Genomic DNA, 26,466 nt, shown 5'->3' on the forward strand with positions numbered 1-26,466 from the left:
TCGTCGACGAGGACCCGAAGATGTCTGCTCGCGCAGCGTCAGACTTGACCAGGGCGGTCATCAACTTGGCTTGAACGGCCAGGCTGCCGGGTGAGCACTGGCGGTGGGGAGGGCCGAGCGGGTGGTCTCGGAGGCCGGCCCCACGAAGGAGTGACCGTGCACGACATCGCCCTGCGCCCCCGCTTCACCATCACCGCGGACATCGCCCCGCCGGAGCCGCTGGTCGACCGCGGCGACCGGCTCGACCTCATCGCCATCACCGGTGGCTCGGTGACGGGGGACCTCACCGGCGCGGTGGTCCCCGGAGGTGCCGACTGGTGCGTGACGCGCAGCGACGGGGTGGTGGCCGTCGAGGCCCGCTACGTCGTGAGGACGTCGGCGGGCTCGCTCGTCGACGTCCACAACACCGGGGTCCTGCGCCCCACCGGACCGGACGAGCCGCCGTACTTCCTCACCACCCCGCGGTTCCGCACGGTCGACCCGGCGCTGCACTGGCTCACCGCGACGGTGTTCCTGGGCGAGGCGCACGTGGAGGGGGACCGCGTGGTCATCGAGGTCGCCGAGGTGGTGGTCCGGGCCTGACGGCTCGTGGGCAGACTGGGGCGATGACGTCGAGCACCGACACCGAGGTCCGCCACGAGGTCGTCCCCTTCCACGCCGACCACGTCGGCAGCCTGCTGCGCCCGCCCGCGCTCCGGGGCGCCCGCGCGCAGCGCGCCGCCGGTGAGATCACCGCCGAGCAGCTGACCGAGGTTGAGGACGCCGCAGTCCGCGACGTCGTGCGCCGCCAGGCCGACCTGGGGCTGCGCGTGGTCACCGACGGCGAGCTGCGCCGCCACTACTGGCACGAGGACTTCATCCTCTCCCTCGGCGGGATCGAGGTGAAGGAGGCGTTCACCCGGCAGTTCCACACCCTGGACGGCGAGCCCGTCGACGTCCCGCTGACCCGCGTGAAGGCCACCGCTCCTGTGCACCTGGAGCACACGGTCTTCGCCGACCACCTGGCGTTCCTGCAGCGGGCCGCGCAGGAGCAGGGGGCCGGCCAGGTGCCCAAGCTGACGATGCCCTCGCCCAACCAGGTGCACAACACCTTCATCCCCCTCGACGGCACGCCGGCCTACGGCGAGGGCGGCCCGGGCACGGAGGCCGACGAGCGGCTGCGCGCCGACATCGCCGCCGCGTACGCCGAGCAGCTGCGGCGCCTGCACACCCAGGGCCTGAGGTACGCCCAGCTCGACGACGTGTCGCTGACCTTCTTCGGAGACCCCAAGGGCGCCGGGCTCGCCCAGAGCCGCCTGCCGGCGTTCATCGACCTGTTCAACGCGGCCATCGCGGACCGCCCGGCCGACCTCAAGGTCGCCACACACCTGTGCCGCGGCAACTACCGCTCCTCGTGGGCGCAGACCGGCGGGTACGAGCAGATCGCCGAGAGGCTCTTCAACGACCTCGGCGTGGACGGCTACTTCCTCGAGTTCGACGACGAGCGGTCGGGCTCCCTCGACGTCCTGCGCTTCCTGCCGCCGGGCAAGCGCGTGGTGCTGGGCCTGGTCACCACCAAGGTGCCGGCCCTGGAGGACGAGGACGCCCTCGTGCGGCGCATCGAGGAGGCCGCGACCTTCGCGCCGCTGGAGCAGCTGGCGCTGAGCGGGCAGTGCGGGTTCAGCTCGACGGAGGAGGGCAACGACCTCACCGAGGACGAGCAGTGGCGCAAGCTCGAGCTCGTCGTCCGCGTGGCCGAGCGCGTCTGGGGCTGACCCCACCCCTCCTCGCTCACCCTCGATGGCTCAGGGTGGCCCCGGTCCACTCCCACGGGACCGGGGCCACCCCGAGCCCACGCGGGAAGAGACCAGGTCCACCCGGGGGTGGCGGACGCCCATGATCACAGGGGCTCCTGTTCACAGCGCCCATGATCACGGAAGGACGGCTCAGGGAAGGCGGAGCACCAGCTCCGCCGGCTCCCCGTCGGTGGTGGCGACGCGGGAGACGCACACGCACAGCGACGTGCCCGCTTCCTGCTGGCGACGGCTGAGGAAGACGTCGCGGTGGTCGATCGCGCCACGCACCGAGGCGACGTCGATGCGGCACAGCCCGCACTCGCCCTTGCGGCAGTCGTACATGAGGTCGGCCCCGGCGCGCTGCAGCGCCTCCAGCAGGGTGGTGTCCGGGCCGACGGTCGTGCGCAGCCCGATCTCGGGGATGCAGGCGGTGAACGGCTGCGGGTCGTACCAGCCCGAGCTGCCGAAGGTCTCGAACCGCAGGGTGCTGGCCGGCAGGCCGCGGGCCTCCCAGCCGCGGCGCACCGCGTCCATGAGGCGGATCGGGCCGCACACGTACGCCTCCGCCCCTCCGGCCACGGCGCTGTCAGCTGCGGCGACCTCGTCGAGCAGCGCGCCGACGTCGAAGGCACCGTGCTCGTCGTCGACGTGGAGGCGGTAGCGGTCTCCCAGCAGCGCGGCGAGGTCGTCGGCGTACGCGGCCCGCGAGCGCGTCCGCACCACGTGGTCGAGGACCACGTCGGCGCCGCGCGCGGCCAGGCGCCGCGCCATCGCCACCAGCGCCGTGATGCCGATGCCGCCGGCCACCAGGTGGTAGCGCCCGGCGCCCAGGCGCAGCGGGAACCCCTGGAGGGGGGCGCTGCACTCGACGCCGTCTCCGACGGCGAGGGAGTGCACGTAGTGACCGCCGCCGCGGGAGGTGGGGGTGAGCAGCACCGAGATCGCCGAGCGCGTTCCGTCGGCGCTGGCGTCGACCACGGAGTACGAGCGCACCTCCCTGCGCCGACCACCAGGCCCCTCGACGTGGACGACGAGCTGCAGGTGGGCGCCGGGCTCGGCGGGACGCCCGGGGGCGTGCTCGAGGACCACGCGCCGCACCCCGTCGGCGACGTCGCGCGCCTCGACGACGCGCGCCGGGCGCACCTCCGCGTTCACGGAGGAGGCGCTCACACCCGCCCCTCGGCGCGCAGCATCTCGTCGAGGATGCGCCGCACCCACATGCCGCCGGCGTCGATGTTCAAGGAGTAGAACTCCTTGCCCGGGTTGGCGTCGATGGCCCGCTGCTGGGCGGCGAGCATCGCCTCGTCCTCCCCGAACACCCCGTGCACGCCCTCGCGCAGCTGCGTGGTGATGAGCTGGCTGTCGAGGCGGTAGTTGCGCATGAACGCCCAGAAGTAGTGCGAGGTCCGCTCGGTCTCGGGCGAGATGGTGTTCATGACGTAGCCGTTGACGCCCTGGCTGCGGTCGCCCTCGGGCGCGCCGGTGCCGGTGGGGGCGACGCCCACGTCGATGCAGATGGTGGACGGGGCGTAGTAGTGGATGATCTGCCAGCGGTCCACGCGGCCCTCGAAGCCGGGGAACCTGTCGCGGATGTTCTTCAGCCAGAACGGCGGGGGCGTCACGTCGCGCATCCAGCGCGTCACCGTCACCGAGCCGTCGGCCTCGCGGCGGGTGGTGAACTCGGACTCGCTGAGCTCGTCCTGGCCGATGCTCGAGTGGTGCACGAACTCCTCGTGCGTGAGGTCCATGAGGTTGTCGAGGACGAGCTGGTAGTTGCACGGGGCCTCGATGGTGAGGCCGTCGCCGGCCCACTCCGGGGAGTCCATCTGGTGCATGTCGGGAATGGACGCCGGGTCCGCGAGCAGCGGGTCACCGGGCCACACCCACACGTAGCGGTAGCGCTGCTCCACCGGGTAGGAGGTCACCAGCGCGCTGGGGTTCACCGTCTCCTGCGCGGGCATCCTGGTGCAGCGACCCGCGGAGTTGTACTGCAGCCCGTGGTAGGGGCACTGGATCCCGTCCCGCCCGACCAGCGTGCCCATCGACAGCGGCGCCAGGCGGTGCCAGCAGGCGTCGGCGAGGGCCACCGGGCGGCCGTCGGCCGTGCGGTACAGCGCCATGGGCTGGCCCGCGACCGTCCGCGCGAGCGGCTTCCTGGACGTCACCTCGTGGTCCCACGCGGCGGCGTACCAGGCGTTGAGGGGGAACGGGAAGATCTTGGCGTTGACCTGCCCGGGTGCGGCCAGCGGCTCTGCCTGCACGTCGGTCATGGGGTGCTCCTCACCGTGGTGCGTCACGTCGTCGTGGTCCGGTGAGGATCGACGACGACGACAACGCGCCGCACCCGCACTTCCGACAGACGGAAGAGCGCTGGTCAGCGCGGCAGGAACTGCGCGTCGGCGCGCGCAGCCAGGGCTCGCGAGATGCCCAGCGCCGCGGCCCGCACCGCCGGGACCAGGGGCGCGGCGGTGGTGCGGGCGGTGCTGTAGACCACCGACACGGCAGCCACCACCTCTGCGCGCCCGCGGCGCACCGGCGCCGCCACCGACGCGGCCCCGTCGGTGACCTGCTGGTCGCTGAACGCGACCCCGGCCCGGCGCACCTCGGCGAGCAGCGCCCGCAGGCGCTCCGGGTCGGTCACGGTGCGCTCGGTCCACCGCCGCACGGGCACCGCGAGGGCGGCCTCCTGCACCGCGGCGGGGGCGTGCGCGAGCAGCACGCGCCCCACTCCCGTGGAGGGCAGCGGGAAGCGCGCACCCGCGCGGGTCATCACGCCCACGGAGTCCGGTCCGGTGAGCCGCTCGACGAACACGCTCTCGAGGTCCTCGCGGACCGCCAGCTGCACGTTCTCACGGGTGGCGGCGTAGAGGTCCTCGAGGAAGGGCAGCGCGACGTCGCGCAGCTCGGGTCCGCGCGGCGCGAGGGAGGCGAGCTCCCACAGGCGGAGCCCCACCGACAGGGTGCCGTCCGGGGCGCGTTCGAGCGCCCCCCACGCGACGAGGTCGCCGACGATGCGGTGGGTGGTGGTGAGCGGCAGGCCGGCGGCGGAAGCGACCTCGGCCAGCCGCAGCCGCGGGTGGCGCGCGGTGAAGGCCCCGAGCACCTGCAGCGTCCGCGTGGTCAGCGTCATGAGGCGGAGAGGATCCCACCTGGCGGAACGCGCCGGGCGTGCGGTCCAGGCGGTCACGTAGCGTCCGAGCTGTCCTGACACGCACCGAGCAGGAGGTTCGACGATGACCGCCACTGCCGAGTCCCGCAGCACCACCACGCCCGCCCCGACAGGGAGCCTCATCGACGAGGCCGCCGTCAGCGGGAAGATCTTCATCGACGGCCAGTGGGTGCCCGGCAGCTCGCAGGCCCCCTCGGTGGCCCCCGCCACCGGCGAGACCATCGCCACCGTGGGCCTGGCCGGCCCCGACGACGTGGCTCGCGCCGCCGAGGGAGCCGCACGCGCCCAGAAGGCGTGGGCCGCCACCCCGCACCCGCAGCGCGCCGCCGTCCTGCGCCGCGCCGGGCAGCTGTGGGAGCAGCACGCCGAGGAGGTCATGGGCTGGAACGTCCGCGAGGTCGGCGCCATCCCCCCGCTGGCCGGGTTCGCGCTCCACGTCACCGCCGCCGAGTGCTACGAGGCCGCGTCGCTGCCCTCGGCGCCGCGCGGCACGGTGCTGTCCAGCGAGGAGCCGCGCCTGTCGCTGGCCGAGCAGGTGCCGGTGGGCGTGGTCGGCGTCATCTCCCCGTTCAACGTGCCGCTCATCCTCGGCATCCGCGCGGTGGCCCCGGCGCTGGCGCTCGGCAACGCCGTGCTGCTCAAGCCGGACCCCCGCACGGTCATGACCGGTGGTGTGGCGTTCGTGCGGATCTTCGAGGAGGCGGGCCTGCCCGCAGGCCTGCTGCAGCTGGTGCCCGGTGGCGCCGACGTCGGCGAGGCGCTGGTCACCGACCCGCGCGTGCGCGTCATCGCCTTCACCGGCTCCACCCGCGCGGGCCGGGCCGTGGGCGAGTTGGCGGGGCGCCACCTCAAGCGCGCGCACCTGGAGCTGGGCGGCAACAGCGCGTTCCTCGTGCGGGAGGACGCCGACGTCGACAAGGCCGTCAACCTCGCCACGTGGGGCTCGTTCCTCCACCAGGGCCAGATCTGCATGACGGTCGGCCGCCACATCGTCCACGAGTCGGTCTTCGACGAGTACGTCGAGAAGCTGGCCGCCAAGGCGGACTCGATGCACGTCGGCGACCCGGCCGCCGGGCAGGTGCACCTCGGCCCGCTCATCGACGAGGTCCAGCGCGACCGCGTGCACTCCCTCGTGCAGGACGCCGTGGCCCAGGGCGCCCAGCTGCGTGCCGGCGGCACCTACGAGGACCTCTTCTACCGCCCCACCGTGCTGGCGCACACCCCGAAGGACGCGCAGGCGTACTGCGAGGAGGTGTTCGGCCCCGTGGCGTCGGTGGTCTCGTACGCGACCGACGACGAGGCGGTGGAGCTGGCCTCCGCCACCGAGTACGGGCTGTCCCTGGGGATCGTCAGCAAGGACGCGCTCGGGGCGCTGGAGCTGGCGCGGCGCATCCCCACCGGCATCGTGCACATCAACGACCAGACGGTGAACGACGAGGCCAACACCCCGTTCGGCGGCGTGGGCGCCTCTGGCACGGGCTCGCGCCACGGCGGTGCCCAGGCCAACGTCGAGGCGTTCACGGAGACCCGCTGGATCACCCTGCGCCGCGAGCCCGGCCAGTACCCCCTCTGACCTGCTCAGCGCGGTCGTGGGTGTCGTGCACGGGGGCGTGCACGATGCCCACGACCGCGCTGCGGCATCCTCGGGTGAGTGACCACCCGCGCGTCGAGGAGCCGTCCGTGACCGCCGCCGACCCGCCACCCCGCCCGCGCGCCCCGCGCGGCGGGCTGCGCCTCAAGCCCGTCGAGCTGCTGCTCGCCCAGCAGTCCGACGAGCGCACCGGCGGCCTGCGCCGCTCGATGGGCGTCTGGCAGCTCACGGCGCTGAGCATCGGCGCCACCCTGGGCACCGGCATCTTCGTGATCCTCGGCGAGGCCGTGCCGCTGGCCGGCCCGGCGGTGGTCGTCTCGTTCGTGCTGGCGGGAGTGACGGCGCTGTTCTCGGCGTTGTCCTACGCCGAGCTCGCCGGGACCATCCCGGTCTCCGGCTCCTCCTACTCCTACGTCTACGCGACGATGGGCGAGGTCGCGGCGTGGGTGTGCGGCTGGTGCCTGATGCTCGAGTACGGGGTCTCGGTCTCCGCGGTGGCGGTGGGCTGGGGCGCGTACCTCGACGAGCTCGCCCGCGCGGTCTTCGGCTCCTCCCTGCCGGAGGCCCTGGCCGCCCCGCCGGGTGACGGCGGCGTGGTCAACGTGCCCGCCGTGGTGGTGGTGCTCCTGGCGATGGCGCTGCTGCTGCGCGGCACGCAGGAGAGCGCGCGCGTCAACACCGCCGTCGTCGTCCTCAAGGTGGCGGTGCTGGTGTTCTTCTGCGCCGTCGCCTTCACGGCCTTCCGCGCGGGTGACCTGGCGCCGTTCGCGCCGCTGGGGGTGGCGGGCATCACCGCGGCCGCCTCGCAGGTGTTCTTCTCCTACATCGGCTTCGACGCCGCGTCCACGGCCGGTGAGGAGGCCCGCGACCCGCGCCGGGACCTGCCGCGCGCCATCCTGCTCTCGCTGCTGGTGGTCACCGCCCTGTACTGCCTCGTGGCGCTCGCCGCCCTGGGCGCGGTGCCGTGGAGGCAGCTGGACGGCTCCGAGGCGGCGCTCGCCGACGTGCTGCGCAGCGCCGTCGGCAGCTCCTGGCCCACGGTGGTGCTGTCCGTCGGGGCGGTCGTGGCCATCGCCAGCGTGGTCTTCACCGTCTTCTACGGGCAGACCCGCATCCTCTTCGCCATGTCGCGCGACGGGCTCGTGCCGCAGGTCTTCTCCCGGGTCAGCGGCCGCCAGCGGGTGCCGGTGGCCAACGTCCTCATCACCGGCGCCGTCATCGCCGTGCTCGCGGCCGTGGTGCCGCTGGGAGAGCTGGCCAACGCCACGAGCATCGGCACGCTGTTCGCGTTCGCGCTGGTCAACGTGGGTGTGCTGCTGCTGCGCCGGAGCCGCCCCGACCTGCCGCGCACCTTCCGCACGCCGCTGTTCCCGCTCACGCCGCTGCTGGGCGTCGCGCTGTGCGTGCTGCTCATGATCGGGCTGCACGGAGCGACGTGGGCGGTGTTCGGCGCCTGGCTGCTCCTCGGCCTGGCGCTGTACGCCCTCTACGGGCGCAGGCGCTCGGCCCTCGCGAGGGCGGCGGCCGGCTCGCCGCCCTCCCCCTGAGCGGGCGTCAGGTCCGCAGGAGCACCGCCATCCCCTGACCGCCGCCGCCGCACAGGGCCGCGGCGCCCAGGCTCCCCGGGCCAGCGTCGACCAGCGTGCGGGCCAGCGTCCCGACGATCCGCGCCCCGGAGGCCCCCAGCGGGTGCCCCAGTGCGATGGCCCCGCCGTGGGGGTTGACGCGCTCGGGGTCCACCCCGAGCAGGCGCGTGGAGTGCACGGCCACCGCCGCGAACGCCTCGTTGACCTCCAGGCCCGCCAGCTCCCCCGCTGACGCGCCGACCTCGGCCAGCACCCGCTCCACCGCGGTGGCGGGCTGGGCGTGCAGCGAGACGTCGGGCCCGGCCACGAAGGACGTCGCCAGCACCTCCGCCAGCGGCGCCAGCCCGCGGTCCGCGGCCCAGCGGGCGCTGGTCAGCACGAGCGCCGCGGCGCCGTCGGTGACCTGCGAGGCGTTGCCCGCCGTGATCGACCCGTCCGCCGCGAACGCCGCCCGCAGCCGCCCCAGGCCCTCGGCGGTCGTGTCCGGGCGGACGCCGTCGTCGGAGGTCACCACCTCGCTGCCCCGGCGGACCTGCCGCGAGAACGGCTCCACCTCCCCCGCCAGCCACTGCTCGGACGCCGCGGCGCGCTGGTGGCTGGCCGCGGCCCACGCGTCCTGCTCGGCGCGCCCCAGCCCGAGCCCGGCGTTGCGGGCCTCGGTGGACGCGCCCATCGAGCGGCGCTCGGTGGCGTCGGTGAGGCCGTCGTGCTCGAGGGTGTCCACCAGCTCCAGCGCCCCGTACCGCTGCCCGGAGCGCAGCGGCGCGACGTGCGGCGCCAGGCTCATCGACTCCATCCCGAACGCGACGACGACGTCGGCGCGACCGGCCTCGACGAGCGCGGCGCCGTCGGCGACGGCCTGCATCCCGGACAGGCAGACGGCGTTGAGCGTGCTCGCGGGGGTGCTCAGCGGGATGCCCGCGGCCACGGCGGCCTGGCGGGCGGGGTTCTGCCCGGCGCCGCCCTGCAGCACGTGCCCGCCGAGCACCCGCTGCACGTCGGCCGCCTCGACGCCGGCGCGCGCGAGGGCCGCGCGGACCGCGTGCGCCCCCAGCTCGACGGCGGGCACGGCGGCGAAGCGGCCGCAGTACCTCACGAACGGCGTGCGGGCGTACCCGACGACGACCGCCCTCTGCTCGCTCATCAGGCCGCTCCGCTCGTCGTCGTGCTGTCCGGCACCGAGGTCTCGAGCGCCGTGGTGAAGGAGGCGCCGGTGAGGGCGCGCAGGTCGGCTTCGTCCTGCCCGGGCGCGAGGCGGCGCAGCACGAGGTGCGCGCCGCCGCCGTCGTCGTCCCCGGTGTCGACGACGTCGAACACGGCGCGGTCGGTGATGATCCGGTCCACCACGCCCACCCCGGTCAGCGGCAGCGTGCAGCGGTCGACCACCTTGGGCGAGCCGTCCTTGGCGACGTGCTCGGTGAGGACGACCACGCGCGGGGTGCCCGCCACGAGGTCCATCGCCCCGCCCATGCCCTTGACCACCTTGCCCGGCACCTGCCAGTTGGCGAGGTCGCCGGAGCCGGAGACCTGCAGCGCCCCGAGGACGGCGACGCCGATGTGGCCGCCGCGGATCATCCCGAACGACGTCGCGGAGTCGAAGACGGCGGCGCCGGGCAGCAGCGTGACGGTCTGCTTGCCGGCGTTGATGAGGTCGGCGTCCTCCTCCCCCTCGACCGGGAACGGGCCCATGCCGAGCAGGCCGTTCTCGCTCTGCAGCGTCACGTGCACGCCCGGCGGGAGGTGGTTGGCCACGAGCGTGGGGATGCCGATGCCGAGGTTGGCGTACGCGCCGTCCTCGAGCTCCTCGGCGGCGATGGCGGCCATCTCGTCACGGGTCCACATCAGGCGGCTCCTCCTGCTCCGGCGGCGGCGTCGGCGTCGGCGCTGGCACGGGGGCGGACCGTGCGCTGCTCGACGTCCTTGGTGGTGTCCTCCACCGGTACGAGGCGCTGCACGAAGACGCCGGGCGTGACGACGTCGTCGGGGTCGAGGAAGGTCTCGAGCACGTGCTCGGCCTCCACCACGGTCACGCGGCCGGCGGTAGCCACCAGCGGGTTGAGGTTCCGGGCGGCCAGGCGGTAGCGCAGGTTGCCGGCCGGGTCGGCGGTGTGCGCGCGGACGAGGGCGAGGTCGGTGACGATGCCGCGCTCGAGCACGGCGTGCACGCCGTCGAACTCCGCTGTGGGCTTGCCCTCGGCGATCTCGGTGCCGTACCCGGTGGGCGTGTAGAAGGCGGGGATGCCGGCGCCCCCGGCGCGCAGCCGCTCGGCGAGCGTGCCCTGCGGGACGAACTCCACCTCCAGCTCACCGGACAGGTACGCCCTCGCGAAGAGCTTGTTCTCCCCCACGTAGCTGGACAGCACCTTGCGCACCTGCCCGGCCTCCAGCAGCAGGCCCAGGCCCTTGCCGTCCACACCCATGTTGTTGGAGACCACGGTGAGGTCGCGCACGCCGGTGTCGCGCAGCGCGCGGATGAGGTTGGTGGGGATGCCGGACAGGCCGAAACCCCCGACCGCCACGGTCATCCCGTCGTGCACCAGCCCTTCGAGGGCCTCGCGCGCGCTGGCGCACCGCCTCGGTGCCATGAGCCACCCCTTCGTGCTCGTCCTCGCGTGACCCGGCCCGCCGTCTGACCACCAGGTGGACGACGACGACCCGTCCCGCCGACGCTACGGACGCCCCGCGCCGTTCGGCAAGGCGGCCGGGTGAGACCGGCCGCGATCGGTCAGCACGTGCACGCGGCGCTGGGTAGCGTCCACGATGTGAACACACCCTCTGCGAGCGGCGACCAGGCGGTGAGCCGCGCGAGCGCGGTGCTGCGCGCCGTCGGGCGCGGGCCCGCCGAGGGCCTCAGCACCACCGAGCTGGCGGCGGGCACGGGCCTGAACCGCTCCACCGCCCACCGCATCGCCACCGCGCTGGCGCGCGACGGGCTGCTGGACCGGCCCACCTCGACGGGCCGGTGGCTGCTGGGCCCGGAGACCTACCTGCTCGGAGCGGTGGCCGCGCGCCGCTACGACGTCACCGCGCTCGCCCGCGACGTGGTGAGGTCGCTGGCGGGGGCCACCGGAGAGAGCGCGTTCTTCTCGGTGCGCCGCGGTGACGAGACGGTCTGCCTCCTGCGCGAGGAGGGCAGCTTCCCGCTGCGGTCCTTCGTGCTGCACGAGGGCGTGCGCTTCCCCCTGGGGGTGGCCTCCGCCGGGTTGGCGATCCTCGCCCACCTGCCGAGCGCCGAGGCCGAGCGGTACCTGGCCGCCCAGGACCTGACCACGGCCTGGGGCGAGGCGCACGGCGAGGCGGCCCTGCGCGAGCGGCTGCGCCAGACCCGCACCGACGGGTACGCCACCAACCCCGCCCTGCTCGTGGAGGGCAGCTGGGGCATGGGCGCGGCGGTGTTCGACCACACCGGCGAGCCGAGCGGGGCGCTCAGCCTGACCGGCGTGGAGACGCGCTTCGGCGCCGAGCGCCGCCCGCTGCTGGGGCGGCTGCTGCTGGAGCACGCCCACCGGCTCAGCCAACGGCTGGCCCGCCCCTGAGCCTCACCGACCCCCACCCCATCGCCGGGAAAGTGCTCCGGAAGTCCATGATCACGGGCGGGAGGGGGACTCCGGCCAGCCGGTGTAGCCCTCCGCGAGGAACGTCCGGCCGGCGCGGCTGGAGACCAGCGAGCCCAGCTCGGCCTCCTGGCGGCGCACGTCGAAGGGCGTCGCCCCCGGCAGCGCGTGGAGCATCGTGGTCATCCAGTAGCTGAAGTGCTGCGCCTTCCACACCCGCGCCAGCGCGCGGCCCGTGTACTCCCCGAGCGCGTCGTCGTCGCCCTTCTTCACGGCCCGCTCGAGCAGCTCGGCGAGCAGCCGCACGTCGGCCAAGGCGAGGTTGAGGCCCTTCGCACCGGTCGGGGGCACCGTGTGCGCGGCGTCACCGGCGAGCAGCATCCGGCCGTGGCGCATCGGCTCGTGCACGAAGCTGCGGAACCGCAGGACGGCCTTGGACGTGATGGGCCCCTGGACGACCTCGACGCCGTTGGGCGCCAGCCGTGCGGCCATCTCCGACCAGATCCTGTCGTCGCTGTAGGTGGAGGCGTCCTCGTCGGGGTCGCACTGGAAGTACATCCGCTGCACGGACTCGGTGCGCTGGCTCACCAGCGCGAAGCCGAGCGGCGAGTGGCTGTAGACCAGCTCGGGGGCGCTGGGCGGGGCGTCGCAGAGGATGCCGAACCAGGCGAAGGGGTACTCCTTGCCGGTCTGCACCCGCGCGTCCTCCGGGACCGAGCGCCGGCACTGGCTGCGGGAGCCGTCAGCGCCCACGAGGTGGTCGCACACCACCTCCTGCGCGCTGCCGTCCGCGGCGGTGAACCGGATCCGCGGCGCCTCGGAGGTGACCTCGAGCACCTCGGTGTCGCGCACGCCCCAGCGGACGTCGCCGCCGGCGCGCTCGCGCGCGTCGGCGAGGTCGGCGAAGACCTCGGTCTGCGGGTACAGCCACGCCGAGGCGCCCACCAGGTCGGCGAAGTCGATGCGGTGGCGACCCCCGCCGAAGGCCAGCTCGATGCCCTCGTGCTCGTACCCCTCGGTGAGCACCCTCTTGCTGGCGCCGGAGTCGACGAGCAGGCGCACCGTGTCGTGCTCGAGGATGCCCGCGCGCACCGTCGTGTAGATCTCCTGGCGCGTGCGGTCGTCGACGACCACCGAGGAGATGCCGGCGAGGTCCAGCAGGTGCGAGAGCATCAGCCCCGCCGGGCCGCCGCCCACGACGCCCACCTGGGTGCGGGTCACGGTCCGGGTGCCGCCGCTCTGCGTCACGCGCTCAGTCATGGGGTCATCGAACGCCGAACGGCGACGATCGCCAACACGGGGTTTCCGCTGGACGGAAGCCCAGCGCTCACAGCGCCCTCCCGGCGGCCGCGGCGGCCCCGTCGCCCTCCCCGCCCGCGGCCGGCGCCCGCTCCAGCGAGCGGGAGATCCCCTGGGCCGCCACCTGCAGAGCGGCCACCAGCCGCGGCCTGTCCCTGGTGAGGGAGGGGACGACGACGCCGAGCGCCGCCACCACCCGCCCGCGCTGCGACACGGGCACGGCCGCGGAGCAGGCGCCGAGCCCCATCTCCTCGGCGGTGGTGGCGTACCCGTCGCGCAGCACGAGCGTCAGCTGGCGCCGCAGGCTGCCGGGCGCGGTGATGGTGAAGGGCGTCAGGCGCGGCAGCTCGCGGAAGACCTCCTCCTGCACGGGATCCGGCGCGTGCGCCAGCAGCACCTTGCCCACGCCCGTGGCGTGCAGCGGCAGCCGCGAGCCGACCGTCGCCACCACCGGCAGCGAGGCGTTCCCGCGCAGCCGGTCCACGTAGAGGGCCCGCGCGCCGTCGCGCACGGCGAGGTGGACGGTGGCGCGGGTGGCGCCGAAGAGGTCCTGCAGGTGCGGCGAGGCGACCTCGCGCAGCCCCGACTGCACGGGCGCGAGCAGGCCGATGTCCCACAGGCGCCGCCCCACCACGTAGTCGCCCGCGGGTGTGCGGGCCAGCGCGCCGAAGTCCACGAGGTCGGCCACCAACCGGTGCGCCGTCGGCAGCGGCATGCCCGCGCGCTCCGCGAGGGCGGTGAGCCCGAGGCGGCGGTGCTCGTCGTCGAAGGCGGCGAGCAGGCTGAGGGCGCGCGAGGTCACGCTCGCCCCCGCCGTCCTGCCGCCTCCCGCCACGGGGCGAGTCTGGCGGTCCCTGCACTGGCGCGGGAGACCGGAGCGGGTTCGGCCACCCGAAGGGACTTCCGCTGGGCGGAAGCAAAGGCGCGTGCCCCGTGCCGTGCGGGCCTACCGTCGCGGGTATGAGCAGCTCGCGGGTGAGCCAGGGCGCAGCGACGCGCCACCCCGGCACGGGGCTCGTGCACCAGCACGTCGTCGACGAGGAGATCGCCGGGATCCGCCGCGCCTACGAGGCCGCGGGCGCGCAGGAGCTGCAGCCGCGCCGGGACTACGCGCCCTACCGCTCGAGCGTGCTGCGCCACCCCACCAAGGACCTGCACCACGCGGACCCGGAGGGCGTGGAGCTGTGGGCGCCGTGCTTCGGTGAGCGCGACGTCGACCCGCTGGAGTCCGACCTCACCATCCAGGGGGGAGGGGAGCCGATCGGCGAGCGCATGGTGGTCACCGGCCGCGTGCTCGACGGCGACGGGCGCCCGGTGCGCCACCAGCTGGTGGAGGTCTGGCAGGCCAACGCGGGGGGCCGCTACGTGCACAAGCGCGACCAGCACCCCGCTCCGCTGGACCCCAACTTCACCGGCGTGGGCCGCTGCCTCACCGACGACCAGGGCCGCTACCGCTTCACCACCATCAAGCCCGGCCCCTACCCCTGGCGCAACCACCACAACGCGTGGCGCCCGGCGCACATCCACTTCTCGCTGTTCGGCACCGACTTCACGCAGCGCCTGGTGACGCAGATGTACTTCCCGGGGGACCCGCTGTTCGCGCTCGACCCGATCTACCAGTCGATCGTGGACCCGGCGGCGCGCGAGCGGCTGGTGGCCACCTACGACCACGACCTCACCCAGCACGAGTGGGCCACCGGCTACCGGTGGGACGTCGTGCTCACCGGGAGCCACCGCACGCCCCTGGAGGGCGACCTCGACGTCGAGCGCACCGAGGACGAGGAGCCCGGCCGATGACCCTCACGACGACGACGAGCGCCGCCGAGCGCCGCGGACCGCTGCCGCCGGTGCCCGCGCTGCCGCCGACGCCGGGCCAGACCGTCGGCCCGTTCTTCCACTACGCCCTCCCCTACGACGGCGACCGGCAGCTCGTGGCCCCCGGCATCCCCGGGGCGCTGCTCCTGCACGGCACCGTGACCGACGGCTCGGGGCTGCCCGTGCGCGACGCGCTGGTCGAGATCTGGCAAGCCGACCCGTCCGGGCACGTCGTGCAGCGGCAGGGCTCGCTGCGCCGCGACGGCCACGCCTTCACGGGCTTCGGCCGCTGCACCACCGACCGCACCGGGCGCTACGCGTTCACCACCCTGCGCCCGGGCCCGGTCGAGGGCGGGCTGCCGTTCTTCGCCGTGACCGTCTTCGCCCGCGGCCTGCTGCACCGCCTCTTCACGCGCGCGTACCTGCCGCTGGACGGCGCCGAGCCCGACGCGCTGCTGCGGGCCGCCGGCGACCGCGCCGGGACCCTGCTGTGCGTGGACGACGAGGACGGGCTCCGCTTCGACGTCGCGCTGCAGGGCGAGCGCGAGACGGTGTTCCTGCACTGGCCGCGCGAGGGCCGGTGACCCCACCCGGCAGGATCGGCGCTGTGACCGCCCCCCTCGCCGACGGGCTGTGGTGGCCCGGTGACCACCGCGCCGGCCGCCTCATGGCACCGTCCGCGCTCCTGGACGCCGCTGTGCGCGTGGAGCAGGCCTGGCTGGACGCGCTGGTCGGCGCGGGGGTCGCCCCGGCCGACGCCGCCGCCGACCTGCGCGCCCTCGTCGACGGCCTCGACGCCGCCGCGCTGGCGGAGGGGTCCGAGAGCGGCGGCAACCCCGTCATGCCGCTGGTCGCGGCACTGCGCTCGGCCCTGCGCGACGGCGGCCACGAGGCTGCGGCGACGTGGCTGCACCGCGGGCTGACGAGCCAGGACGTGCTTGACACCGCCGTCCTGCTCTGCGCCCGCGACGCCGTCACGGCGGTCCGGCGCGAGCTGCGCGGGCAGGTGGAGCGCCTCGTCGTCGTCGTCGAGGAGCACCGGGGGACGGTGCTCGTGGCGCGCACCCTCACGCAGCCGGCCGTGCCCACCACCTTCGGCGCCAAGGCGGCGGGCTGGCTGCACGGGCTGCTGGACGCCGACCAGGCCCTGTCGGCCCTGCGCTGGCCGGTGCAGCTGGGCGGAGCCGCGGGCACGCTGTCCGCGGTGGTCGAGCTGGCCGGCGTGGACGGCGCCCGGTCGCTGCGCCGCTCGGTGCCGCTCGCGCTGGGGCTGGAGCCGTCACCGCCGTGGCACACCCGCCGCACCGCGGTGACGCGCCTGGGCGACGCCGCCACCACCGCCACCGACGCGTGGGGCCGGGTCGCCAACGACGTGCTGGCCCTCGGGCGGTCCGAGGTCGCCGAGCTGCGCGACGCCTCCGCCGGCGGCTCCTCGACCATGCCGCACAAGGCCAACCCCACCCTCGCCGTCCTCGTCCGGCGCGCGGCGCTGGCTGCGCCGCAGCTCGCGGCGAGCCTGCACCTCGCGGCCGCCGAGCAGGTCGACGAGCGCGCCGACGGCGGCTGGCACGTGGAGTGGCACACCCTCGCGCTGCTGCTGCGGCGCACCGCGGTGGCCGCGAGACAGGCGAGCGACCTGCTGCGGGGGCTGCAGGTGGACGCCGAGCGCATGGCGGCGCACCTGCGCGACCAGGCCGGCGCCGTCCTCGCCGAGCAGGAGGCGGTGGCCGGCCTGACCGGCAGGCCGGCCGCTGCGACCTACCTGGGCCTGGTGGACGACCTCGTGGACGAGGCGCTCGCCCGGGCCCGCACGCACGAGCACGCCCCGACCGCGCAGGAGGACCTGTGAGCACCACCCTCGTCCGGCTCGCCGGGCACGACGGCCTACCGCTGCTCGTGGTCGGCCCGTCGCTGGGCACCAGCGTCGAGGCGCTGTGGTCGGCGACGGCCGAGCACCTCGGAGACGCCTTCCACGTGGTGGGCTGGGACCTGCCCGGCCACGGTCGCGACCGCTGGGTGCCGTCAGCCGGGGGGCTGTCGATGGCCGACCTCGCCGCCGGTGTGCTGACCGCCGTCGACGCCCTCGCCGGACCGGACGCGGCCTTCCACGTGGCCGGGGACTCCGTGGGCGGAGCGGTGTCCCTGCAGCTGGCCCTGGACGCGCCGGGGCGCGTGCGCTCGGCGGTGCTGCTGTGCACCGGGGCGGTCATCGGCACCCCGGCGTCCTGGGCGGAGCGCGCGGCGGCGGTGCGGGCCTCCGGCACGCCGTCCCTGGTGTCCTCCTCGGCGCAGCGCTGGTTCGGCCCCGGCTTCGTGGAGCGCGAGCCGGCGCGCAGCTCGGCACTGCTGCACGCGCTGTCGCAGGCCGACGACGCCGGGTACGCCGCGGTCTGCGGCGCGCTGGCCCGCTTCGACGTGCGGACGCGGCTGGGCGAGGTGGCTGCGCCGGTGCTGGCGGTGGCCGGCGCCCACGACGTCGCCACCCCGCCGGCGAGCCTGCGCGAGGTGGCCGAGGGCGTGCGGAGCGGGCGCCTCGTCGTCCTCGACGACGTGGCCCACCTCGCCCCGGTGGAGGCGCCGGAGCGGGTGGCCGCCCTGGTGCGCGAGCACGCCGCGGGAGCCGAGCGCGGCGCGATGACGGTGGCGCAGGTGCGCGACGTGGGGATGGCCGTGCGGCGCGAGGTGCTCGGCGACGCGCACGTCGACAGGGCCACCGCGGCCGCCACGGACCTCACCCGCGAGTTCCAGCAGTTCATCACGGAGTACGCCTGGGGCGGCGTCTGGACCCGGCCCGGCCTGGACCGGCGGATGCGCTCGGTGGGCGTGCTCACCGCGCTCATCGCCCGCGGCCACCACGAGGAGCTGGCGATGCACGTGCGCGCCGCGCGCCGCAACGGTCTGACCGTGGAGGAGATCAAGGAGGTCATCCTCCAGGCGGCGATCTACTGCGGCGTCCCCGACGCGAACACCGCCTTCCGGATCGCCCAGCAGGTGCTCGCCGACCCCACCCCCTCGTGATCATGGGCTTCCCGAGCACCGGTGTTCGGGAAGTCCATGATCACGGGCGAGGGTCCGTGCGGCCCTGGCCTCGGACGGACACCGCGTGGCCGGTTCCCGCCGTCGTCGGCCCCTCCTGCTGCCAGGTGCGGCCAGCACGGGCGATGCTCGGGGCGTCCGACGGCGGTGAGGCGCGCGAGGGTGCGCGCGGTGGAGGCGTCCAGTGGCTGTGTTCAACGACGGGATCGCCGCCACGGCGCTCCCGACCGGGTCCCGGGTGGAGACCGACGTGCTGGTGGTGGGCTCCGGCCCGGCGGGGGCCTCGACGGCGCTCGCGCTGGCCACCTACGGGATCCCGACGACGCTCATCACCAAGTACCGGTGGACGGCCAACACCCCCCGCGCGCACATCACCAACCAGCGCGCCATGGAGTTCTTCCGCGACATGGGCCTGGAGGAGCAGGTCAAGGCGGTCTCCACGCCGCACCACCTCATCGGCGACACGGTGTTCTGCTCCTCGATCGCCGGGGAGGAGTTCGGGCGCATCCTCGCCTGGGGCACCAGCCCCGAGCGCGAAGGCGACTACGTCAGGGCCTCCCCCACCATGAACTGCGACGTGCCGCAGAACTACCTCGAGCCAGTCCTCGTCAGCGGCGCGGCCCAGCGCGGTGCGCAGGTCCGTTTCTCCACCGAGTACCTCTCCCACGTCCAGGACGCCGACGACGTGACCACCACGGTCCGCGACCGGGTCACCGGGGCCGTGCACGAGGTCCGCTCCCGCTACCTGGTCGGTGCGGACGGCGCCCGCTCGAAGGTCGCCGAGGACCTGCAGCTGCCGATGGAGGGCCGGATGGACATCGCCGGCTCCATGAACATCACCTTCACCGCCGACCTCGCGCGCCTGGTCGGCCACCGCCCGTCGGTCCTGTACTGGGTGGTGCAGCCGGGCGCGAACGTCGGCGGCATCGGCGCCGGGCTCGTCCGCATGGTCAGGCCCTGGAACGAGTGGCTGGTGGTGTGGGGCTACGACATCTCCCAGCCGCCACCCCAGGTCGACGAGGCCGCCGCGCTGGAGATCGTCCAGTCGCTGCTGGGCACCACCGACATCGACATCACGATCACCGGCACGTCCCTGTGGGGCAACAACGAGCGGTACGCCACCCAGCTGCAGCGCGGCCGGGTGTTCTGCGCCGGCGACGCCGTGCACCGCCACCCGCCGTCCAACGGGCTGGGCTCCAACACCTCGGTGCAGGACGCCTACAACCTCGCCTGGAAGCTCGCCGCGGTGCTGCGCGGCCAGGCCGGCGAGTCACTGCTGGACTCCTACACCGCCGAGCGCGCCCCGGTGGCGAGGCAGGTCGTGCTCCGCGCCAACCAGTCGAGCCGCGAGTTCGGCGGGTTCTTCGACGCCCTCGGCGTGACCAGCGCCGCCGACGAGGCGGGCATGGTGGCCGCCATCGAGGAGCGCAAGGCCGCCACTCCCGAGGGGCGCGCCAAGCGCGAGGCGCTGAAGAAGGCCATGGAGCTCAAGCACTACGAGTTCAACGCGCACGGGGTGGAGCTGGGGCAGCACTACTCGTCCGGGGCCGTCGTCAGCGACGGGACGGCGCTGCCCGCGCCCACCCGCGACCCCGAGCTGTACTTCACCCCCTCGACCGTCCCCGGCTCCCCGCTCCCCCACGCCTGGGTCGGGGACAGCGCCACCAAGGTCTCCACGCTCGACCTCGCGCCGAGCACCGGCTTCACGGTGTTCACCGGCATCGCCGGCCAGGCGTGGGCCGACGCGGCGGTGCAGGTCGGGGCGGTTCTCGGCGTCCCGCTGCGCGCCGTGGTCGTCGGGCCGGGGCAGGCGGTCACCGACCTCTACGACGACTGGGCCCGGCTGCGGGAGGTCGACGAGGACGGCGTCCTGCTCGTCCGGCCCGACAAGGTCATCGCCTGGCGGTCGCACCGGCTCGTCGCGGACCCGGCCTCTGCACTGGAGGGCGTGCTGCGCCAGGTGCTGGGGCGCGACGCGTGAGCGGGTCCGAGCAGCGCCTCACGTCCTTCGACCACACCTCCCTGGGGCAGCGGGTGCTCTTCGGCTCCCACGCCGCTGTCGCGAACACCGCCCGGGCCGTGGCGGACCTGGGCGCCGAGCGCGTGCTGCTCGTCGCGGGGCGGTCGTCGGCGCAGGCCGCGCGCGACGTGGCTGGGGCGCTGCCCGTGGTCGCGACCATCGACGAGGTGGCCCAGCACGTGCCCGCTGAGCGCGCCGAGGCCGCCGTCGCGATGGCGCAGAGCAGCGGCGCCGACCTCGTGCTGACCATCGGCGGTGGCTCCGCGACCGGTCTGGGCAAGGCGGTCGCCCTGCGGACCGCGCTGCCCCTGGTGGCGGTGCCCACCACGTTCGCCGGGTCGGAGGCCACCGACGTGTGGGGCCTCACCACGGACGGGGTCAAGCAGACCGGCTCGGACCCGCGCGTGCTGCCCCGAGCGGTGGTGTACGACGCGGCGCTGACCCTCGGGCTGGCCCCCCGCTCCGTGGCGGCGTCCACCCTCAACGCGGTGGCCCACGCCGTCGACGGGCTGTGGGCGCCCCGGGCAGACCCCGTCAACCGCGCGCTCGGCACCGAGGGCCTGAGGGCCCTCGTCCCGGCGCTGCAGCGCCTCGCGCGAGGACAGGACGACCTGGCCCTGCGCGAGCAGCTGCTCTACGGCGCCCACCTGACGGCGGTGGCGTTCGCCTCGGCCGGCTCCGGGCTGCACCACAAGATCTGCCACGTGCTGGGTGGCGCCTTCGGGCTGCCGCACGCGGAGATGCACGCGATCGTGCTGCCGCACGTCACCGCCTTCAACGCCCCCGCCGCCCCCGACGCCGCGGCCCGTCTCGCGGAGCTCTTCGACGGCGTCCCCGCGGCGGTGGGCCTGCGGCAGCTGCTCGCCGACCTGGGCCTCCCGCAGGCGCTGCGGGAGGTCGGCCTGGCCGAGGGCGACCTGCGCCGCGCCGCGGAGCTGGTGCTCCCGAGCGTGCCCCCGAGCAACCCCCGCCCCGTCGACGCCGCCGCGCTGGAGTCCCTGCTGCACGCCGCATGGGCGGGCGACACCGTCACCGCCGTCGTCACCGCCGTCGCCATCGAGGAAGGAACCGCGCCATGAGCCCGTCAGAGGTGTCGGCCGAGCAGCGGGCGCGCGAGGAGGAGCTGGTCGAGCTCGTCGTCGCCTCCTTCGACGGCGCCCCCGACGAGCGCCTGCGCCACCTGCTCCAGGCGCTGGTGCGCCACCTGCACGCCTACGTGCGCGAGGTGCGGCTCACCGAGGCGGAGTGGGGCGCTGCGATCGCCTTCCTCACGCGGGTGGGCCACACGACCAGCGAGAACCGCCAGGAGTTCGTGCTGCTCAGCGACGTGCTGGGCCTGTCGATGCAGACGGTGGCCGTCAACAACGAGGCCTACCGCAACGCCACCGAGGCGACGGTCTTCGGGCCCTTCTTCGTCGACGAGGCCCCGCAGGTGGAGGCCGGCGGCGACATCGCCGCCGGGGCTCCCGGGGAGCCCGCCTGGGTGGAGGGCACCGTGCGCGACGTCGACGGCAACCCGCTGCCCGGTGCGCGCATCGAGGTGTGGGAGGCCGACGAGGAGGGCCTCTACGACGTCCAGCACGACGACGGCCGCACCTACGGCCGCGGGCGGCTGGTGGCCGACGACGACGGCGGGTACCGCTTCTGGGGCCTGTTCCCGACGCCGTACCCGATCCCTGACGACGGGCCGGTGGGCGACCTGCTGGCTCGGACGGGCCGCTCGCCGCTGCGGGCGTCGCACCTGCACTTCATGGTGTCCGCGCCGGGCTGCCGCACCCTGGTGACGCACATCTTCGTGCGCGGTGACGAGCTGCTCGATCGCGACTCGGTGTTCGGGGTCAAGGAGTCGCTGGTCCACGACTGGGAGCACCACCCCGCCGGCACCCCCACCCCCGACGGACGCGACCTCGGCGGCCGGGGCTGGGCGAGCACGCGGTTCGACGTCGTCCTCGCCCCCGCCTGACCGGCGGGGTACGGTTCCGCCCTCCGGCGACGGCGGTGCCGTCGCCCCGGGCGACGCGACGAGGCGGTGCTGGCGGGTGCTGGTCGAGGGCTACCGGACCTTCTCCACCGTCGGGCTGCCCCAGGAGCAGCGGGTCGCCCGGTGGGAGGAGCACAACGCCAGCGCCCTGATCGACCTGCGGGCCAGGACGCTGGACGGCACGGCGCTGGAGGGGCGCGAGGTGGTGCTCGACCTGGGCGGCGTCCACCTCGCCGACGTCGCCGCCAGCGCGCACGTGGTGGAGCGCTCCGCGCAGCAGATCGCCTCCAGCGGCGTGGACGGCGTCGCCCTCTACTTCGCGCTGCGCGGGGAGTCGTTCTTCTACCACTCCGGCGGGGTGCAGCTGCAGCGTCCGGGGACCCTGCTCGTCTGCGACGTCAGCCGGCCGTTCATGCGGGGCTTCGCCCGCGGCCTGGAGGAGCTCGTGGTGCGCGTGCCGCGCACCACCTACGAGCAGGTGGTGGGCCGGCCGCTGCCGACCGAGCCCCTGGTGCTCGGCTTCGACGACGTCCCCGGGAGCGCGCACGCCGCGGCGCTGGCGCGGCTGGTGCGCGCCACCCTCGCGCACCCCGGCCCGGACGAGCGCGCCGCGGCGCAGCAGCAGCTCGGCCAGCTGGTGCGCGCGGTCCTGCACGGGTCCACCACGAGCGAGGACCACCGCCGGGCGGCGCTGGCCCACATCGACCGCCACCTCACCGACCACGACCTGTCCGTCGGGGCCGTCGCCCGCGCCGTCGGCCTCAGCGAGCGCCACCTGACCCGCGTCTTCCGCGAGACGGGTGCGGGTGTCGCCCGGACCGTGCTCGACCGACGCCTCGAGCTGGCCCACCGGCTCCTGTCGGCCCCCGCCCACCCCGCCGTGGCCGCCGTCGCCGCGCGCTGCGGGTTCGTCTCGGCGTCCCACTTCGCCCGGGTCTTCCGCGAGCGCTACGGGTGCACGCCGGCCGAGGTGCGCGCGAGCAGCGGCTCCTGAGCACACCCGTCCGGTCGGCAGGCGGTGGCGGTCAGGGGGCGGTGGCGGCGCTGATCACGGCGGCGACGCGCCGCACCGCGGGAGCCGGGTCGAGCCGGTGGGCCAGGGCGAGCGGCACCTGCACCGGGTCGCCGCCGAGCGGGCGGTAGACCACGCCGTCCAGGCGGAGCGCGCGCACGGCGTCCGGCACCAGCCCGAAGCCGAGCCCGGCGGCCACCAGCGCCACGAGCGTGCCGGTCTCCCCGACCTCGATGACCTCGGGCTCGACGCCGGCCGCCCGGCAGGCGTCGAGCACCAGCGGTTGCAGCATGGACCGGCGGCCCGAGGGGTGCGCCACGAGCACCTCCCCAGCGAGGTCGGCCAGCGCCACGGCGTCCCGCCCGGCCAGCCGGTGTCCCGTGGGCAGGGCCACGACGAGCGGTTCGCGGCGCAGCTCCTCCACCACGAGCCCTGCGGGCGGCGGCCCGGAGGGCCTCAGGACGGCGAGGTCGAGGTCGTCCGCAGCGACGGCGTCGAGCAGCGCCGGGGCGAGGAGCTCCCCGCGCAGCTCCAGCTCCACGCCGGGCAGCTCCTCGCGCACCCGGCGGGCGACGCTGGGCAGCAGGGCGTAGGTGGCCGTCCCGACGAAGCCGATCCGCACGCGTCCCGCGCGGCCGGCGGCCACGAGCGCGAGGTCGGCGGTGGTCCTGTCGAGGTCGGCCAGCAGCTGCAGCGCCCGCTCGCGCAGCAGCCGCCCCGCGTCGGTGAGCTCCACCCGCCGCGTGGACCGATCGAGCAGCCGTGCGCCGACCTGCTGCTCCAGCGACTTCAGCTGCTGCGACAGCGCCGGCTGCGCGACGTGCAGCCGCGCGGCGGCGCGGCCGAAGTGCTGCTCCTCGGCGAGGACGACGAACGAGCGCAGCAGCCGGGTCTCCACCACCCCATTCATGCACAGCACGCATAGGTGGGCCGAGAAACCGTCTTGGACGTCGATCGATCGGCGGCCTAGCGTCGGCCCATGCCCTCGGCCCACCTCTACGCCAGCGCACGCACGCCGTTCGGCCGCTTCGGCGGCGCGCTGGCCGGCGCCCGCCCCGACGACCTCGCCGCGACCGCCCTCACCGCGGTGCTCGACAGGGCCCCGGACCTCGACCCCGCCCGCATCGACGACGTCGTCTGGGGCTGCGCGAACCAGGCCGGTGAGGACAACCGCAACGTCGGGCGCATGGCCGTGCTGCTCGCCGGGCTGCCCACCTCGGTCCCCGCGACCACGGTCAACCGGCTGTGCGGCTCCTCCCTCGACGCCGCCGCGCTGGCCTCGCGCAGCATCGAGACGGGCGACGCCGACGTCGTCGTCGCCGGTGGGGTCGAGTCGATGTCGCGCGCGCCGTGGGTGCTGCCCAAGCCGGAGCGGGCCTACCCCGCCGGTGACGTGACGGCGGCGTCCACGACGCTCGGCTGGCGGCTGGTCAACCCCGCGATGCCGGGTGAGTGGACCGCCTCGCTCGGGGAGTGCAACGAGCAGCTCGCGCAGCGGCTGCAGATCTCCCGCGAGCGGCAGGACGAGTTCGCCGCACGGTCCCACCAGCTCGCCGCGAAGGCCTGGGCCGACGGGTTCTACGGCGACCTGGTCGTCGACGTCGACGGCGTGCAGCTGGCCCGCGACGAGTGCGTCCGCGACGGCTCGACCCCGCAGACCCTGGCCAGGCTCAAGCCGTCCTTCCGCAGTCCCGCCGACGGCGGCACCATCACGGCGGGCAACGCCAGCCCGCTGACCGACGGGGCGGCCGCGCTGCTCATCGGTTCCGAGGCCGCCGCAGACGTGCTCGGCACCGCGCCCCTGGCCCGCATCGCCGGCCGCGGCGCACACGCCCTCGACCCGCAGGACTTCGGGCTCGCCCCGATCGAGGCCGCGAACCGGGCCCTCGCCCGCGCGGGCATCGGCTGGTCCGACGTCGGCGCCGTGGAGCTCAACGAGGCCTTCGCCGTGCAGTCGCTCGCCTGCCTGGACGCGTGGGGCGTCGACCCCGACCTCGTCAACACCCGCGGCGGCGCCATCGCGCTGGGCCACCCGCTCGGCGCCTCCGGGGCGCGGCTGCTGGGCACGCTCGCGGCGGTGCTGCGCGAGCGCGACGCCCGCTGGGGCGTGGCCGCGCTGTGCATCGGCGTGGGCCAGGGCCTGGCCGTGGTGCTGGAGAACCAGGAGGCCAGCCGGTGAGCCGCACGCAGTTCCACGAGGCCGCCGACGCCGCCCTGGCCGCCTCGGGCATCTCCTCCGGCATGACGGTGCTGGTCGGCGGGTTCGGGATGGCGGGCATGCCGGTGGCCCTCGTCGACGCGCTCATCCGCCACGGCGCCGACGACCTCACCGTGGTGAGCAACAACGCCGGCAACGGTGACACCGGCCTGGCCGCGCTGCTGGCCGCCGGCCGGGTGCGCAAGGTCGTCTGCTCCTTCCCCCGCCAGCACGACTCCTGGGTCTTCGACGGCCTCTACCGCGCCGGGCGCATCGAGCTGGAGGTGGTGCCGCAGGGGACCCTCGCCGAGCGGATGCGCGCCGCGGGCGCGGGCATCGGTGCCTTCTTCTGCCCCACCGGCGTGGGCACGCTGCTCGCCGAGGGCAAGGAGACCCGGGTCATCGACGGGCGCGAGCACGTCCTGGAGACGGCGCTGCGCGGCGACGTCGCGCTCGTCGGCGCGCACCGCTCCGACGGCGTCGGCAACCTCGTCTACCGCAAGACCGCCCGCAACTTCGGCCCCGTCATGGCGACGGCGGCGGCGGTCACCGTCGTCCAGGTCGACGAGGTGGTGCCCACCGGTGCGCTGGACCCCGAGGCGGTGGTGACTCCACGGATCTACGTCGACCACGTGGTCGACCTCTCGTCGGGGGCACCAGCGACGACCAACGCGCAGGAGCAGGGACGATGACGACGACGAGCACGCTCGAGCACCTCGACCGGGGGCCGCTCTCGCGCGAGGAGATGGCCGCCGTCGTGGCCCGCGACATCCCCGACGGCGCCTTCGTCAACCTCGGCATCGGCCAGCCCACCAGCGTCGCGGCGCACCTGCGCCCGGAGGCCGGGGTGGTGCTGCACACCGAGAACGGCATGCTCGGCATGGGGCCGGAGGCCCACGGCGACGAGGTCGACCCCGACCTCACCAACGCCGGCAAGGTCCCCGTCACCGAGCCCCCGGGGGCGGCGTACTTCCACCACGCCGACTCCTTCGCCATGATGCGCGGCGGCCACCTCGACGTCTGCGTGCTCGGCGCGTTCCAGGTCTCGGCGAGCGGTGACCTCGCCAACTGGCACACCGGCGCCCCGGACGCGATCCCCGCCGTCGGCGGCGCCATGGACCTGGCGAACGGGGCCAAGGACGTGCTGGTGATGATGACGCTGTTCGCCAAGGACGGCTCGGCCAAGCTGGTGCCCGCGTGCACCTACCCGCTGACGGGCGTCGGGTGCGTCAGCCGCGTCTACACCGAGGTCGCGCTCTTCGACGTCAGCGGGCCCGCGGTCGTCGTCCTGGAGACCTGGGGCACGAGCGTGGACGAGCTGGCCGCCCGCCTGGAGGTGCCCCTCCACCGGGCCTGACCACCCTCCTGCCTCCCCCTTCCGCGACGATCAAGGACGTCGCACCCGCCCGGGTGTCCACGACGTCCTTGATC

General features: G+C 75.0%; 25 protein-coding genes. 16 read left to right on the top strand and 9 right to left on the bottom strand.

Translation table 11 applies throughout. The features are described 5' to 3' along the window. Positions 1 to 156 precede the first annotated feature (156 nt). Positions 157 to 582 (top strand): DUF3237 domain-containing protein, encoded by a 426-nt coding sequence (locus tag H7K62_RS13140; RefSeq protein WP_186718914.1) that lies wholly within the window; start codon positions 157 to 159, stop codon positions 580 to 582. A 23-nt stretch (positions 583 to 605) separates the two neighbouring features. Then, complete coding sequence (locus H7K62_RS13145; RefSeq protein WP_186718915.1) at positions 606 to 1,754, top strand: 5-methyltetrahydropteroyltriglutamate--homocysteine S-methyltransferase; 1,149 nt, start codon at positions 606 to 608, stop codon at positions 1,752 to 1,754. Between the two features lie 171 nt (positions 1,755 to 1,925). On the opposite strand, the gene H7K62_RS23960 is transcribed toward H7K62_RS13145, so the two are convergent. The 3 genes from H7K62_RS23960 to H7K62_RS13160 all read right to left on the bottom strand — a co-directional run bounded on the left by H7K62_RS23960 (position 1,926) and on the right by H7K62_RS13160 (position 4,905). Beyond that, on the bottom strand, positions 1,926 to 2,945 hold the full coding sequence (locus H7K62_RS23960; RefSeq protein ID WP_222437558.1) for a PDR/VanB family oxidoreductase: 1,020 nt from the start codon (positions 2,943 to 2,945) through the stop codon (positions 1,926 to 1,928). Continuing rightward, positions 2,942 to 4,045, bottom strand: a complete 1,104-nt coding sequence (locus H7K62_RS13155) for an aromatic ring-hydroxylating dioxygenase subunit alpha (RefSeq protein ID WP_186718916.1) — start codon at positions 4,043 to 4,045, stop codon at positions 2,942 to 2,944. Before H7K62_RS13155 ends, H7K62_RS23960 begins: the two co-directional genes overlap by 4 nt. A gap of 104 nt (positions 4,046 to 4,149) precedes the next feature. After that, on the bottom strand, positions 4,150 to 4,905 hold the full coding sequence (locus tag H7K62_RS13160) for an IclR family transcriptional regulator (RefSeq protein WP_186718918.1): 756 nt from the start codon (positions 4,903 to 4,905) through the stop codon (positions 4,150 to 4,152). Between the two features lie 103 nt (positions 4,906 to 5,008). Between H7K62_RS13160 and H7K62_RS13165 the strand changes: the two genes are divergently transcribed. Then, positions 5,009 to 6,517, top strand: a complete 1,509-nt coding sequence (locus H7K62_RS13165; protein ID WP_186718919.1) for a benzaldehyde dehydrogenase — start codon at positions 5,009 to 5,011, stop codon at positions 6,515 to 6,517. Positions 6,518 to 6,561: 44 nt separating this feature from the next. Continuing rightward, a complete protein-coding gene (locus H7K62_RS13170; protein WP_186718920.1) occupies positions 6,562 to 8,082 on the top strand; it encodes an amino acid permease in 1,521 nt (506 codons plus the stop codon). 7 nt (positions 8,083 to 8,089) lie between these two features. On the opposite strand, the gene H7K62_RS13175 is transcribed toward H7K62_RS13170, so the two are convergent. Genes H7K62_RS13175 through H7K62_RS13185 form a run of 3 tightly spaced genes read right to left on the bottom strand, consistent with a single transcriptional unit; the run spans position 8,090 to position 10,706 of the window. Continuing rightward, the gene (locus H7K62_RS13175; RefSeq protein WP_186718921.1) at positions 8,090 to 9,265 is read right to left on the bottom strand and encodes an acetyl-CoA C-acyltransferase; all 1,176 of its coding nucleotides are present in this window, start codon (positions 9,263 to 9,265) and stop codon (positions 8,090 to 8,092) included. Next, entirely contained in the window at positions 9,265 to 9,966 is a 702-nt protein-coding gene (locus H7K62_RS13180; protein WP_370591774.1) for a 3-oxoacid CoA-transferase subunit B, read from the bottom strand. Before H7K62_RS13180 ends, H7K62_RS13175 begins: the two co-directional genes overlap by 1 nt. Continuing rightward, positions 9,963 to 10,706, bottom strand: a complete 744-nt coding sequence (locus tag H7K62_RS13185; protein WP_186718926.1) for a CoA transferase subunit A — start codon at positions 10,704 to 10,706, stop codon at positions 9,963 to 9,965. Before H7K62_RS13185 ends, H7K62_RS13180 begins: the two co-directional genes overlap by 4 nt. A gap of 177 nt (positions 10,707 to 10,883) precedes the next feature. On the opposite strand from H7K62_RS13185, the gene H7K62_RS13190 reads away from it, so the two are divergent. After that, a complete protein-coding gene (locus H7K62_RS13190) occupies positions 10,884 to 11,657 on the top strand; it encodes an IclR family transcriptional regulator (RefSeq protein ID WP_222437560.1) in 774 nt (257 codons plus the stop codon). Between the two features lie 51 nt (positions 11,658 to 11,708). On the opposite strand, the gene H7K62_RS13195 is transcribed toward H7K62_RS13190, so the two are convergent. Next, positions 11,709 to 12,935: a 4-hydroxybenzoate 3-monooxygenase gene (locus tag H7K62_RS13195; RefSeq protein ID WP_186718928.1), complete on the bottom strand. Its 1,227-nt coding sequence runs from the start codon at positions 12,933 to 12,935 to the stop codon at positions 11,709 to 11,711. 67 nt (positions 12,936 to 13,002) lie between these two features. Beyond that, the gene (locus tag H7K62_RS13200) at positions 13,003 to 13,809 is read right to left on the bottom strand and encodes an IclR family transcriptional regulator (RefSeq protein WP_186718929.1); all 807 of its coding nucleotides are present in this window, start codon (positions 13,807 to 13,809) and stop codon (positions 13,003 to 13,005) included. Positions 13,810 to 13,934: 125 nt separating this feature from the next. Here H7K62_RS13200 and pcaH point away from each other — a divergent pair, with 125 nt between their 5' ends. The 8 genes from pcaH to H7K62_RS13235 all read left to right on the top strand — a co-directional run bounded on the left by pcaH (position 13,935) and on the right by H7K62_RS13235 (position 22,820). Then, the gene (gene pcaH / locus H7K62_RS13205) at positions 13,935 to 14,771 is read left to right on the top strand and encodes a protocatechuate 3,4-dioxygenase subunit beta (RefSeq protein WP_186718930.1); all 837 of its coding nucleotides are present in this window, start codon (positions 13,935 to 13,937) and stop codon (positions 14,769 to 14,771) included. Then, positions 14,768 to 15,373: a protocatechuate 3,4-dioxygenase subunit alpha gene (gene pcaG / locus H7K62_RS13210; RefSeq protein ID WP_186718932.1), complete on the top strand. Its 606-nt coding sequence runs from the start codon at positions 14,768 to 14,770 to the stop codon at positions 15,371 to 15,373. Before pcaH ends, pcaG begins: the two co-directional genes overlap by 4 nt. An 83-nt stretch (positions 15,374 to 15,456) precedes the next feature. Beyond that, positions 15,457 to 16,638: a lyase family protein gene (locus H7K62_RS13215; RefSeq protein WP_186719231.1), complete on the top strand. Its 1,182-nt coding sequence runs from the start codon at positions 15,457 to 15,459 to the stop codon at positions 16,636 to 16,638. Then, the gene (gene pcaDC / locus H7K62_RS13220; RefSeq protein ID WP_186718934.1) at positions 16,635 to 17,807 is read left to right on the top strand and encodes a bifunctional 3-oxoadipate enol-lactonase/4-carboxymuconolactone decarboxylase PcaDC; all 1,173 of its coding nucleotides are present in this window, start codon (positions 16,635 to 16,637) and stop codon (positions 17,805 to 17,807) included. Before H7K62_RS13215 ends, pcaDC begins: the two co-directional genes overlap by 4 nt. A 202-nt stretch (positions 17,808 to 18,009) precedes the next feature. Further along, complete coding sequence (locus H7K62_RS21595) at positions 18,010 to 19,806, top strand: FAD-dependent oxidoreductase (protein WP_370591763.1); 1,797 nt, start codon at positions 18,010 to 18,012, stop codon at positions 19,804 to 19,806. Beyond that, positions 19,803 to 20,924 (top strand): maleylacetate reductase, encoded by a 1,122-nt coding sequence (locus H7K62_RS21600; protein ID WP_222437563.1) that lies wholly within the window; start codon positions 19,803 to 19,805, stop codon positions 20,922 to 20,924. Before H7K62_RS21595 ends, H7K62_RS21600 begins: the two co-directional genes overlap by 4 nt. Further along, positions 20,921 to 21,808, top strand: coding sequence for a dioxygenase family protein (locus H7K62_RS13230; protein WP_186718936.1), 888 nt, complete (start codon positions 20,921 to 20,923; stop codon positions 21,806 to 21,808). The genes H7K62_RS21600 and H7K62_RS13230 overlap by 4 nt, the downstream gene beginning before the upstream one ends. 76 nt (positions 21,809 to 21,884) lie before the next feature. Continuing rightward, positions 21,885 to 22,820 (top strand): helix-turn-helix domain-containing protein, encoded by a 936-nt coding sequence (locus tag H7K62_RS13235; RefSeq protein WP_186718937.1) that lies wholly within the window; start codon positions 21,885 to 21,887, stop codon positions 22,818 to 22,820. Positions 22,821 to 22,851: 31 nt separating this feature from the next. Here H7K62_RS13235 and H7K62_RS13240 read toward each other — a convergent pair whose 3' ends face one another. After that, complete coding sequence (locus H7K62_RS13240; RefSeq protein WP_222437564.1) at positions 22,852 to 23,739, bottom strand: LysR family transcriptional regulator; 888 nt, start codon at positions 23,737 to 23,739, stop codon at positions 22,852 to 22,854. A 78-nt stretch (positions 23,740 to 23,817) separates the two neighbouring features. Between H7K62_RS13240 and H7K62_RS13245 the strand changes: the two genes are divergently transcribed. Genes H7K62_RS13245 through H7K62_RS13255 form a run of 3 tightly spaced genes read left to right on the top strand, consistent with a single transcriptional unit; the run spans position 23,818 to position 26,392 of the window. Next, positions 23,818 to 25,017: a thiolase family protein gene (locus H7K62_RS13245; RefSeq protein ID WP_186718938.1), complete on the top strand. Its 1,200-nt coding sequence runs from the start codon at positions 23,818 to 23,820 to the stop codon at positions 25,015 to 25,017. Then, positions 25,014 to 25,727: a 3-oxoacid CoA-transferase subunit A gene (locus tag H7K62_RS13250; RefSeq protein WP_186718939.1), complete on the top strand. Its 714-nt coding sequence runs from the start codon at positions 25,014 to 25,016 to the stop codon at positions 25,725 to 25,727. The genes H7K62_RS13245 and H7K62_RS13250 overlap by 4 nt, the downstream gene beginning before the upstream one ends. Next, positions 25,724 to 26,392, top strand: a complete 669-nt coding sequence (locus tag H7K62_RS13255; RefSeq protein WP_186718940.1) for a 3-oxoacid CoA-transferase subunit B — start codon at positions 25,724 to 25,726, stop codon at positions 26,390 to 26,392. The genes H7K62_RS13250 and H7K62_RS13255 overlap by 4 nt, the downstream gene beginning before the upstream one ends. Positions 26,393 to 26,466 lie beyond the last annotated feature (74 nt).

Source organism: Quadrisphaera sp. RL12-1S (assembly GCF_014270065.1).
Taxonomy (GTDB): domain Bacteria; phylum Actinomycetota; class Actinomycetes; order Actinomycetales; family Quadrisphaeraceae; genus Quadrisphaera.

What these genes read in the sequence shown, in the direction of transcription:
- H7K62_RS13145 (WP_186718915.1), top strand. Translation starts at nt 606, where the DNA reads ATGACGTCGAGCACCGACACCGAGGTCCGCCACGAGGTCGTCCCCTTC.
- H7K62_RS13155 (WP_186718916.1), bottom strand. Translation starts at nt 4,045, where the DNA reads ATGACCGACGTGCAGGCAGAGCCGCTGGCCGCACCCGGGCAGGTCAAC.
- H7K62_RS13160 (WP_186718918.1), bottom strand. Translation starts at nt 4,905, where the DNA reads ATGACGCTGACCACGCGGACGCTGCAGGTGCTCGGGGCCTTCACCGCG.
- H7K62_RS13165 (WP_186718919.1), top strand. Translation starts at nt 5,009, where the DNA reads ATGACCGCCACTGCCGAGTCCCGCAGCACCACCACGCCCGCCCCGACA.
- H7K62_RS13170 (WP_186718920.1), top strand. Translation starts at nt 6,562, where the DNA reads ATGCCCACGACCGCGCTGCGGCATCCTCGGGTGAGTGACCACCCGCGC.
- H7K62_RS13175 (WP_186718921.1), bottom strand. Translation starts at nt 9,265, where the DNA reads ATGAGCGAGCAGAGGGCGGTCGTCGTCGGGTACGCCCGCACGCCGTTC.
- H7K62_RS13185 (WP_186718926.1), bottom strand. Translation starts at nt 10,706, where the DNA reads ATGGCACCGAGGCGGTGCGCCAGCGCGCGCGAGGCCCTCGAAGGGCTG.
- H7K62_RS13195 (WP_186718928.1), bottom strand. Translation starts at nt 12,935, where the DNA reads ATGACTGAGCGCGTGACGCAGAGCGGCGGCACCCGGACCGTGACCCGC.
- pcaH (WP_186718930.1), top strand. Translation starts at nt 13,935, where the DNA reads ATGAGCAGCTCGCGGGTGAGCCAGGGCGCAGCGACGCGCCACCCCGGC.
- pcaG (WP_186718932.1), top strand. Translation starts at nt 14,768, where the DNA reads ATGACCCTCACGACGACGACGAGCGCCGCCGAGCGCCGCGGACCGCTG.
- H7K62_RS13215 (WP_186719231.1), top strand. Translation starts at nt 15,457, where the DNA reads ATGGCACCGTCCGCGCTCCTGGACGCCGCTGTGCGCGTGGAGCAGGCC.
- H7K62_RS13230 (WP_186718936.1), top strand. Translation starts at nt 20,921, where the DNA reads ATGAGCCCGTCAGAGGTGTCGGCCGAGCAGCGGGCGCGCGAGGAGGAG.
- H7K62_RS13245 (WP_186718938.1), top strand. Translation starts at nt 23,818, where the DNA reads ATGCCCTCGGCCCACCTCTACGCCAGCGCACGCACGCCGTTCGGCCGC.
- H7K62_RS13255 (WP_186718940.1), top strand. Translation starts at nt 25,724, where the DNA reads ATGACGACGACGAGCACGCTCGAGCACCTCGACCGGGGGCCGCTCTCG.